The sequence below is a fragment of the Pseudomonas sp. MD195_PC81_125 genome (assembly GCF_014060985.1).
GTDB lineage: Bacteria > Pseudomonadota > Gammaproteobacteria > Pseudomonadales > Pseudomonadaceae > Aquipseudomonas > Aquipseudomonas parakoreensis.
On sequence record NZ_JABULD010000249.1, the window covers coordinates 1 to 10,493 of the forward strand.

Here is a 10,493-nt window from a genome sequence, read left to right on the forward strand (position 1 = left end):
CTGCTCGCGAAAGCGGTGTGTCATTCAACATTTAATCGTCTGACATCAAGCTTTCGCGAGCAGGCTCGCTCCCACCCGTTGACCTGCGTATCGCCTGAAAAGTAGCTTCGTTTCCATGACAGCCAAAATCTCCCCCGTCTACATCGGCCGCTTCGCCCCCACCCCCAGTGGCCACCTGCACTTCGGCTCACTGGTGGCTGCCCTCGCCTCTTACCTCGACGCGCGTGCAGTCGGTGGGCGTTGGCTGGTGCGCATGGAAGATCTCGATCCGCCCCGCGAAGAACCGGGCGCGCAGGCGGCGATTCTGAAGGCGCTGGAAAGTTACGGCTTCGAGTGGGACGGTGAGATGGTACGCCAGAGTGACCGCCACGCCGCCTACGCCGAAGTGCTCGACAGCCTGTTCAACCATGGCCTGGCCTACGCCTGCATCTGCTCGCGCAAGCAGCTGGAGCCGTATCACGGGATTTATCCGGGCTTGTGCCGCAATGCCGGTCATGAACAGCAAGATGCGGCGATCCGCCTGCGCGTGCCGGAACTGGAATACCACTTTATCGATCGGGTGCAGGGCGAGTTCCGCCAGCATCTGGGCCGTGAAGTGGGAGATTTCGTGATTCGCCGCCGCGACGGTCTCTACGCCTACCAACTGGCGGTGGTGCTGGATGACGCCTGGCAAGGCATCACCGACATCGTGCGCGGTGCCGACCTGCTCGACTCCACGCCACGCCAGCTCTACCTGCAAGAACTGCTGGGCCTGCGTCAGCCGCGCTATCTGCACCTGCCACTGATTACGCAGCCGGACGGCAACAAGCTCGGCAAATCCTACCGTTCGCCGCCGCTTGAGGCCGATCAGGCCACGCCGCTGCTGTTGCGAGCCCTGCGTGCGCTGGGGCAAAACCCCGGTGCCGAACTGGCCCATGCCACCCCCGAGGAATTGCTCAAATGGGGCGCAGCCCACTGGGATGCATCGAAGATCCCGCGCACACTGACGTTGCCCGAGGCGCAACTGCAATGACGACACTTGCAGTGGCGCGCCCATCCGTTACCATCGCCGCACGTTTTCGGGCACGCGTATAAAAAAGAGAGGCCGGGATGTACATCTATCGCTTGGTCCTGCTTCTGGTCGTGGGAATCTATCTGTTTTCGCCAGCCATCATGGATTGGTGGATCGACGCCACGGGCGCCTGGTATCGGCCGTATCTGCTGTGGTTGATCCTGATTGTCGTGACCTTCATCCTGCAGAGCCAAAAAGATGCCGATGAGCTTTAGCCTGACCCAGATGATCCTGATCAGCGCCGCGTACCTGGCGGTGCTGTTCGGCGTTGCCTGGATCAGCGAACGGGGCATGATCCCGCGGGCGATCATTCGCCACCCGCTGACCTACACCCTGTCGCTGGGGGTCTACGCCAGTGCCTGGGCGTTTTACGGCACGGTGGGCCTGGCCTATCAGTATGGCTACGGCTTTCTGTCCAGTTACCTCGGGGTGTCTGGTGCGTTTCTGCTCGCACCGGTGCTGCTGTATCCGATCCTGAAAATCACCCGAACCTATCAATTGTCGTCGCTGGCCGATCTGTTCGCGTTCCGCTTTCGCAGCACCTGGGCCGGCGCGCTGACCACGATCTTCATGCTGATCGGCGTATTGCCGCTGCTGGCGTTGCAGATTCAGGCGGTGGCCGATTCGATTGGCATTCTTACCGGTGAGCCGATCCAGAGCCGCGTCGCGCTGGCGTTCTGTGCGCTGATCATTCTGTTCACGATTTTCTTCGGTTCCCGGCATATCGCCACTCGCGAGAAACACGAAGGGCTGGTGTTCGCGATTGCCTTCGAATCGGTGATCAAACTGATCGCCCTCGGCGGCGTCGGTCTGTATGCGCTGTACGGCGTGTTCGATGGCCCGCAACAACTCGAACTGTGGCTGCTGCAAAACCAGACCGCCCTCGCCGCCCTGCACACGCCGCTGCAGGAAGGACCATGGCGCACGCTGTTACTGGTGTTTTTCGCCTCGGCGATCGTGATGCCGCACATGTATCACATGACCTTTACCGAAAACCTCAATCCGCGCTCGCTGGTCAGCGCCAGCTGGGGCCTGCCGCTGTTCCTGTTGCTGATGAGCCTGGCGGTGCCGTTGATCCTGTGGGCCGGCCTGAAGCTCGGCGCCACCACCGACCCGGAATATTTCACCCTCGGCATCGGCATCGCCGCCAACAGCAAACCGCTGGCCTTGCTGGCGTACGTCGGCGGGCTATCGGCCGCCAGTGGCCTGATCATCGTCACCACCCTGGCCCTGTCGGGCATGGCGCTGAACCACCTGGTGCTGCCGCTCTATCAGCCGCCGGCCGAAGGCAACATCTATCGCTGGCTGAAGTGGACGCGTCGGGCGCTGATCGTCGCGATCATCATGGCCGGTTTCTGCTTCTACCTGATGCTCGGCGCCGGGCAGGATCTGGCCAACCTCGGCATCGTCGCTTTCGTCGCCACGCTGCAGTTCCTGCCCGGCGTGCTTTCGGTGCTGTACTGGCCGACCGCCAACCGGCGCGGCTTTATCGCCGGCCTGCTGGCGGGGATTGTGGTGTGGGTGGTGACCATGCTGTTGCCACTGGTCGGCAATCTGCAGGGTTTCTACATTCCCCTGCTGAACATGATTTACGTGCTGGACGACACCAGTTGGCACATGGCGGCGATCGCCTCGCTGGCAGCCAACGTATTGATGTTCACCCTGATCTCGCTGTTCACCAACGCCAGCCCCGAAGAAGCCAGCGCCGCCGAAGCCTGCGCGGTGGATAACGTGCGTCGTCCGCAACGCCGCGAACTGCATGCTGCTTCGCCCCAGGAGTTCGCCACGCAACTGGCCAAACCGCTGGGCGCCAAGGCGGCGCAGAAAGAAGTCGAGCAGGCCCTGCGCGACCTCTATCTGCCGTTCGACGAGCGCCGTCCTTATGCCTTGCGCCGCTTGCGCGACCGCATCGAAGCCAACCTCTCCGGCCTGATGGGCCCGAGCGTGGCGCAGGACATGGTCGAAACCTTCCTGCCGTACAAGGCCGGCGGCGAAAACTATGTGACCGAAGACATCCACTTCATCGAAAGCCGCCTCGAGGATTACCACTCGCGCCTCACCGGACTGGCCGCCGAACTCGACGCCCTGCGCCGCTACCACCGCCAGACCTTGCAGGAGTTGCCGATGGGCGTCTGCTCGCTGGCCAAGGATCAAGAGATCCTGATGTGGAACAAGGCCATGGAAGAACTCACCGGCATCGCTGCGCAACGGGTGGTCGGTTCACGCCTGAGCACCATCGCCGATCCGTGGAAGCCATTGCTGCAAGGCTTCATCAACCTGCCCGACGAGCACTTGCACAAGCAGCACCTGGCTCTCGACGGCCAGACCCGCTGGCTCAATCTGCACAAAGCGGCGATCGACGAACCGTTGGCGCCGGGCAACAGTGGTCTGGTGCTGTTGGTTGAAGACCTGACCGAAACGCAGATGCTCGAAGACAAACTGGTGCACTCCGAGCGCCTGGCGAGCATCGGTCGACTGGCGGCGGGTGTGGCCCATGAAATCGGCAACCCGATCACCGGCATCGCCTGTCTGGCGCAGAACCTGCGCGAAGAGCGCGAAGAAGACGGCGAACTGACGGAAATCAGCGGGCAGATCCTCGAACAGACCAAGCGCGTGTCGCGCATCGTGCAGTCGCTGATGAGCTTTGCCCACGCCGGCAGCCATCAGCACAGCGACGAGCCGGTTTGTCTGGCCGAAGTGGCGCAGGACGCCATCGGTCTGCTGGCGCTGAACCGGCGCAACTTCGAAGTGCAGTTCTACAACCTGTGCGATCCGGATCACTGGGTCGAAGGCGATCCGCAGCGGCTCGCCCAAGTGCTGATCAATCTGCTCTCCAACGCCCGTGATGCCTCGCCTGCGGGCAGCGCCGTGCGGGTCAAGAGTGAAGCCGGCGAACACACGGTCGATCTGATCGTCGAAGACGAAGGCAGTGGTATTCCGCAGAACATCATGGACCGATTGTTCGAACCTTTCTTCACCACCAAGGACCCGGGTGAAGGTACCGGTCTGGGCCTTGCACTGGTCTATTCCATCGTTGAAGAGCATTATGGACAAATCACCATCGACAGCCCGGCTGATGTACAGAGCCAGCGCGGCACCCGAATCCGGGTGACCTTACCGCGTCATGTCGAAGCGACGTCCGCTGTGAACTGAGACCGTCGAGAGTATCGAATCAATGCCGCACATTTTGATCGTCGAAGACGAAACCATTATCCGCTCCGCCTTGCGCCGCCTGCTGGAACGCAACCAGTACCAGGTCAGCGAAGCCGGTTCAGTGCAGGAAGCACAAGAACGCTTCAGTATTCCCACATTCGATCTGATCGTCAGCGACCTGCGCCTGCCTGGCGCCCCCGGCACCGAGCTGATCAAGCTCGGCCAGGGCAAACCGGTGCTGATCATGACCAGCTACGCCAGCCTGCGCTCGGCGGTCGACTCGATGAAGATGGGCGCGGTGGACTACATCGCCAAACCTTTCGATCACGATGAAATGCTTCAGGCGGTTGCGCGGATCCTGCGTGATCACCAGTCGGCGCCTGCCGCCGGCGAAGCGCTTGCCGGCAAACCGAGCAGTGGCAGCGGCAAATCGTCTGTCGACAACAGCAACGGCGAGATCGGCATCATCGGCTCGTGCCCGCCGATGCAGGACCTGTACAGCAAGATCCGCAAAGTCGCGCCGACCGATTCCAATGTCCTGATCCAGGGCGAGTCCGGCACCGGTAAAGAACTGGTGGCCCGCGCCCTGCACAACCTGTCCAAGCGTGCCAAGGCACCGATGATTTCGGTGAACTGCGCGGCCATCCCGGAAAGCCTGATCGAGTCCGAACTGTTCGGCCACGAAAAAGGTGCGTTCACTGGCGCCAGCGCCGGGCGCGCCGGTCTGGTGGAAGCGGCGGATGGCGGCACGCTGTTCCTCGACGAGATCGGCGAACTGCCGCTGGAAGCCCAGGCTCGTCTGCTGCGTGTGCTGCAGGAAGGCGAGATTCGCCGCGTGGGTTCGGTGCAGTCGCAGAAGGTCGATGTGCGTTTGATCGCCGCGACCCACCGTGACCTCAAGAGCCTGGCGAAAATCGGCCAGTTCCGTGAAGACCTGTATTACCGCCTGCACGTGATTGCCCTGAAATTGCCGGCGTTACGCGAACGTGGCGCCGACGTCAACGAAATCGCCACGGCGTTTCTCGCCCGCCAGAGTGCGCGCATCAACCGTACCGACCTGAAATTTGCCGCCGATGCCGAACAAGCCATCCGGCATTATTCCTGGCCGGGTAACGTGCGTGAGCTGGAAAATGCCGTGGAGCGCGCGGTGATCCTGAGCGAAAGCCCGGAAATCTCCGCCGACCTGCTGGGTATCGACATCGAGTTGAGCGACCTGGAAGACGACGAGTTCATCGGCTTGCCCGCGCAAACCGCGGGTAACACCAGCAACAGCAGCCATGAGCCGACGGAAGACCTGTCGCTGGAAGACTATTTCCAGCACTTTGTGCTTGAGCATCAGGATCACATGACCGAAACCGAACTGGCGCGCAAACTGGGCGTCAGCCGCAAGTGTCTGTGGGAACGTCGTCAGCGCCTGGGCATTCCACGGCGCAAGACCGGGGTCACCAGCGAGAGCTGAACGTTACCTGTCGAGTGTGCGGGTAACGCTTGAAGACGTGAAAAAACTGTTACCTCAGCTTTTTCACGTAACAGAAGCCGGGGTTATCGGTAACGAAACCCCGGCTTTTTTTCGCCCCGAGAAAACCGTTATATCGACCTAACCCCTTGTTTTATTGGGCTTCGCAAAAGTTGGCACGGCACCTGCTATATGTTTGGTACAAGAACAATAACAAGCAATGCACAAGACAATAAAAATAAGACGAATCGACTCACGCACAATAAAAACAAGACGGCGAGAGGCGCAGCTAACTGATTCTTTTGGAGAGGCGTTGTATTTGGGGCTAGCCCCACGACCAGGCCGAGAACAACAAAAACTGTCCTAAGACAGAGCCTGTACTGGTTGGATCGCAAGATCACTGCAACACAGCGACCAAAGCAATCCGTTTGCTCTTGGCTCCCGATTGGGAGGGTCATGAAGGAAAAGCTTCATGGCGAGGGCACTCAACAAAAACAAGAAGCCCGAATCAATAATAAAAAGAGCACGCAACTACTTCTTGGGGAGCTTCGGCTCCCCTTGTAGTTTCTGTCTTTCGGCAAAAACCTCCGTTTCGACCCTGCCCGATGCCTGTAGCCTGCGGCCTGCAGCGCAAATCTGCTGCGTCCTACACCATCCCCCGACTAAATGCTAGAATCTGCGCCCATCATGCGGTCATTCTTTGGTATGGCCGAACATTCCTTCAAACAGTGCATCCCATGCTGAAGAAGCTGTTCCAGTCATTCCGAACACCCGTGCGTCGTACGCAACACATCCGCAGCACTCCTGAAGTGCTCAACAGCGGCCAACATTCGCTGCAAAAGGGGCAATTCAGCCGCTATGCGGTGAATATCGTCGAACGCTTGCAGGGCGCCGGTTACCAGGCCTATCTGGTCGGCGGTTGCGTGCGTGACATGCTCCTGGGCATCACGCCCAAGGATTTCGACGTCGCCACCAGCGCCACCCCCGAGCAAGTCCGAGCCGAATTCCGCAATGCGCGGATCATCGGTCGCCGCTTCAAGCTGGTGCATATCCATTTCGGTCGCGAAATCATTGAAGTCGCGACCTTCCGTGCCAATCACCCGCAAAACGAAGACGATGAAGACAGCAACCAGTCTTCGCGCAACGAGAGCGGGCGGATTCTGCGCGACAACGTCTACGGCACCCTGGAAGAAGACGCGCAACGCCGCGACTTCACCATCAACGCTTTGTATTACGATCCGGTCAGTGAGCGCATTCTCGATTACGCCAACGGCGTGCACGACATCCGCAATCACCTGATCCGGTTGATCGGCGATCCGAAGCAGCGTTACCAGGAAGATCCGGTGCGCATGCTGCGGGCCGTGCGTTTCGCTGCCAAGCTGAATTTCGGCATCGAGAAGCACACCGTGCAGCCGATCCGCGACCTGGCGCCGATGCTGCGCGAGATCCCGTCGGCCCGTCTGTTCGAGGAAGTGCTCAAGCTGTTCCTCTCCGGCCACGGCGCGATCACCTTCGAGATGCTGGTCGATCTGCAACTGTTTGCCCCACTGTTCCCGGCCAGTGCCGACGCACTGGAATACAACCCGGAATACACCCACACGTTGATCAGCGAAGCGCTGACCAACACCGACCTGCGCATAAAACAGAACAAACCGGTCACACCGGCGTTCCTGTTTGCCGCCCTGCTGTGGCCTGCCCTGCCGGCCCGCGTATTGCGCCTGCAAGAGCGTGGCATGCCGCCGATTCCGGCCATGCAGGAAGCCGCGCATGAGCTGATCGCCGAACAATGTCAGCGCATCGCCATTCCAAAGCGCTTCACCATGCCGATCCGCGAAATCTGGGACATGCAGGAACGTCTGCCACGCCGCAGCGGCAAACGCGCCGACCTGCTGCTGGACAATCCACGTTTCCGCGCCGGTTACGACTTCCTGCTGCTGCGTGAAAGCGCTGGCGAGGAAACCGACGGCCTGGGCGAATGGTGGACGGATTATCAGGACGCCAACGACAGCGAACGTCGCGACATGATCCGCGATCTCAGCGGCAAAGGTGATGACGCCAGCGGTGCGCCACGCAAACGTCGCCGCAGCAGTGGCTCCAAGCGCAAGCGCGCCGGGGCTTCCAGCTCGACGGGCGAATAAGGCATGGAACGCATCTACATCGGTCTGGGCAGCAACCTCGCTGACCCGGCCGAACAATTGCGCAGCGCGCTCAATGCGCTGGGGCAATTGCCGCAGACTTCCCTTGCTGGTGTTTCGGCGTTCTATCAGAGCGATTCACTGCTGCCGGGGCAACCGCGTTACACCAACGCGGTCGCTGCCCTCGACAGCGATCTCGCGCCGCTCGACCTGCTCGATGCCCTGCAAACCATCGAAAACGATCAAGGTCGGGAGCGCCTGGAGCGCTGGGGGCCGCGTACGCTGGATCTGGATATCCTGTTGTTCGGTGATCGCCTGATCGACGAGCCGCGCCTGAAAGTCCCGCACTACCAGATTCAGGAGCGTGCGTTCGTACTCTATCCTCTGGCCGAACTGGCCCCCAAGGATCTGCGCCTGGCCGATGGCCGCACATTGGCTGACCTGCTCGCCGCCTGCCCGTTCGTCGGCCTCGAACGCCTCTCCCACGCCTGACGCAAATCTCCCCCTGTGGATGGGGCCTCTGTGGCGAGGGGATTCATCCCCGATTGGCTGCGCAGCAGTCGCAAAACCGGCTAATACGGTGTGACTGATTAATGCGTACTACCATTTAAGGGCCGCTTCGCAGCCCATCGGGGATAAATCCCCTCGCCACAAAAGCGATGTTCCGTGTTCGTTTTTTGTCGGACAAAAAACCTCCCGATCAGCCCCGCCGTGCCGCTGAATCGCATCAGTAACGCCGGTAACACTCCCCTCGTAACAATGCGGTAACACACGCAATTGACTTCCTAGGTTCTCCTCACGACTATAGGCGTCCCGCTGCCGCCAACCCGGCACATACGGGCGCAATCCAGGCCTTATAAGCACGACAAAAGACCGTGCGCCTGAGTAGATGAAGAATCACGCGCGTTACTCGCAGTAGTTTCCAGAGCGCCTGAACGAGGATTTTTTACATGCCAGCCATCACCCTGACCACGCTCCAGAGCCTCAAGCAGAAAGGTGAAAAGATCACCATGCTGACCTGCTATGACGCGACCTTCGCCCACGCCTGCAACGAGGCCGGTGTCGAAGTGCTGCTGGTGGGCGACTCCCTCGGCATGGTTCTGCAAGGGCACGACAGCACCTTGCCGGTGACCATCGCAGAAATGGCCTATCACACCGCTTGCGTCAAACGCGGCAACACCGACGCCCTGATCCTGGCTGACCTGCCGTTCATGGCCAACGCCACGATCGAGCAAACTTTGACCAACAGCGCCACACTGATGCAGGCCGGCGCGCACATGATCAAGGTTGAAGGTGCATTGTGGCTGGCGGAGTCAATCCGTCTGCTGGCCGAGCGCGGTGTACCGGTCTGCGCACACATGGGCCTGACCCCACAGGCGGTGAACATTCTTGGCGGCTATAAAGTGCAGGGCCGCAACGAGAACCAGGCGCGGCAGATGCGTGCCGATGCGATCTCGCTGGAACAGGCTGGGGCCGCCATGCTGCTGCTCGAATGCGTGCCGAGCGAACTGGCGGCGGAAATCAGCCAGGCCGTGAAGATTCCGGTCATCGGGATTGGCGCCGGTAGCGATACCGACGGTCAGGTTCTGGTGCTGCACGACATGCTCGGCCTGTCGATCACGGGTCGCGTACCGAAATTCGTCAAAAACTTCATGCAGGGTCAGGACAGCATCCAGTCCGCCCTGAAGGCCTACGTCAACGAAGTCAAAGGCGTTACGTTCCCAGGCATCGAACACGGATTCTCTGCATGAACACTGTCAAAACCGTACGCGAACTGCGTGCCGCCGTGGCCCGCGCCCGCAGTGAAGGCAAGCGCATCGGCTTCGTGCCGACCATGGGCAACCTGCACAGCGGTCACATTGCGTTGATCACCAAAGCCACTCAGCGCGTGGATTTCGTGGTCGCGAGCATTTTCGTCAACCCGCTGCAGTTCGGCGCCGGCGAAGACCTCGACAAGTACCCGCGCACCCTGGCGGCGGATCAGGAAAAGCTGCTGCAAGCCGGCTGCCATTTGCTGTTCGCCCCGACCGTCGAAGAGATGTACCCCGACGGCATGGCCGGGCAGACCCGGGTCAGCGTGCCGCAACTGTCTGAAGGTCTGTGCGGCGCCAGCCGTCCGGGGCACTTCGAAGGTGTGGCGACCGTGGTCAGCAAGCTGTTCAACATGGTGCAGCCGGACTTGGCGATCTTCGGTCAGAAGGACTTCCAGCAACTGGCGGTGATCCGCGCGCTGGTGCATGACCTGAACATGCCGATCCAGATCATCGGCGAACCGACCGTACGTGCCGCCGACGGCCTGGCGCTGTCATCGCGTAACGGTTTCCTCAGCGAAGACCAACGTGCGGTGGCCCCGGTGGTCTATCGCACCCTGAGCACGATTGCCGAGTCGATCAAGCACGGTGAGCGCGACTACCCGGCGCTGATCGCCGCTCAGGTGCAACAGCTGGAAGCCGCAGGCCTGCGTCCGGATTACCTGGAAATCCGCCATGCCCTGACCTTGCGTCCGGCAACGGCTGAAGACCGCGATCTGGTGATTCTGGTAGCCGCGTTCCTCGGCACCACGCGGTTGATCGACAACTTGCATCTGAATCTCGATAGCCCAGCTTAAAAAACAGCGCAATACCCCTGTGGGAGCGAGCCTGCTCGCGAATGCGATCTGTCAGTTGACAACGATGTCGACTGTTCCGACGCTTTTCGC

General features: G+C 60.7%; 8 protein-coding genes. All 8 read left to right on the forward strand.

The features are described 5' to 3' along the window. Positions 1-115: 115 nt before the first annotated feature. Complete coding sequence (gene gluQRS / locus HT737_RS10690) at positions 116-1,012, forward strand: tRNA glutamyl-Q(34) synthetase GluQRS (RefSeq protein WP_220459363.1); 897 nt, start codon at positions 116-118, stop codon at positions 1,010-1,012. 77 nt (positions 1,013-1,089) lie between these two features. Beyond that, positions 1,090-1,266 carry a hypothetical protein gene (locus tag HT737_RS10695; protein WP_003176118.1) on the forward strand — a complete coding sequence of 59 codons (177 nt, stop codon included), beginning with the start codon at positions 1,090-1,092 and terminating at the stop codon, positions 1,264-1,266. Continuing rightward, entirely contained in the window at positions 1,250-4,204 is a 2,955-nt protein-coding gene (locus HT737_RS10700) for a sensor histidine kinase (protein WP_161794896.1), read from the forward strand. The genes HT737_RS10695 and HT737_RS10700 overlap by 17 nt, the downstream gene beginning before the upstream one ends. 22 nt (positions 4,205-4,226) lie before the next feature. Next, the gene (locus HT737_RS10705) at positions 4,227-5,663 is read left to right on the forward strand and encodes a sigma-54 dependent transcriptional regulator (RefSeq protein WP_095668305.1); all 1,437 of its coding nucleotides are present in this window, start codon (positions 4,227-4,229) and stop codon (positions 5,661-5,663) included. A gap of 734 nt (positions 5,664-6,397) precedes the next feature. Then, positions 6,398-7,798, forward strand: coding sequence for a polynucleotide adenylyltransferase PcnB (locus tag HT737_RS10710; protein WP_121187220.1), 1,401 nt, complete (start codon positions 6,398-6,400; stop codon positions 7,796-7,798). 3 nt (positions 7,799-7,801) lie between these two features. Continuing rightward, positions 7,802-8,287, forward strand: a complete 486-nt coding sequence (gene folK, locus HT737_RS10715) for a 2-amino-4-hydroxy-6-hydroxymethyldihydropteridine diphosphokinase (protein WP_047296601.1) — start codon at positions 7,802-7,804, stop codon at positions 8,285-8,287. A 458-nt stretch (positions 8,288-8,745) separates the two neighbouring features. After that, on the forward strand, positions 8,746-9,546 hold the full coding sequence (gene panB / locus HT737_RS10720) for a 3-methyl-2-oxobutanoate hydroxymethyltransferase (RefSeq protein WP_095668303.1): 801 nt from the start codon (positions 8,746-8,748) through the stop codon (positions 9,544-9,546). Beyond that, positions 9,543-10,403, forward strand: coding sequence for a pantoate--beta-alanine ligase (gene panC, locus HT737_RS10725; RefSeq protein WP_182402508.1), 861 nt, complete (start codon positions 9,543-9,545; stop codon positions 10,401-10,403). The genes panB and panC overlap by 4 nt, the downstream gene beginning before the upstream one ends. Positions 10,404-10,493: the final 90 nt, after the last annotated feature.

Excerpts from the sequence above, each read along its gene's own strand:
- HT737_RS10700 (WP_161794896.1), top strand. The coding sequence starts at position 1,250 with ATGCCGATGAGCTTTAGCCTGACCCAGATGATCCTGATCAGCGCCGCG.
- panC (WP_182402508.1), top strand. The coding sequence starts at position 9,543 with ATGAACACTGTCAAAACCGTACGCGAACTGCGTGCCGCCGTGGCCCGC.
- panB (WP_095668303.1), top strand. The coding sequence starts at position 8,746 with ATGCCAGCCATCACCCTGACCACGCTCCAGAGCCTCAAGCAGAAAGGT.
- HT737_RS10705 (WP_095668305.1), top strand. The coding sequence starts at position 4,227 with ATGCCGCACATTTTGATCGTCGAAGACGAAACCATTATCCGCTCCGCC.
- HT737_RS10710 (WP_121187220.1), top strand. The coding sequence starts at position 6,398 with ATGCTGAAGAAGCTGTTCCAGTCATTCCGAACACCCGTGCGTCGTACG.
- folK (WP_047296601.1), top strand. The coding sequence starts at position 7,802 with ATGGAACGCATCTACATCGGTCTGGGCAGCAACCTCGCTGACCCGGCC.
- HT737_RS10695 (WP_003176118.1), top strand. The coding sequence starts at position 1,090 with ATGTACATCTATCGCTTGGTCCTGCTTCTGGTCGTGGGAATCTATCTG.
- gluQRS (WP_220459363.1), top strand. The coding sequence starts at position 116 with ATGACAGCCAAAATCTCCCCCGTCTACATCGGCCGCTTCGCCCCCACC.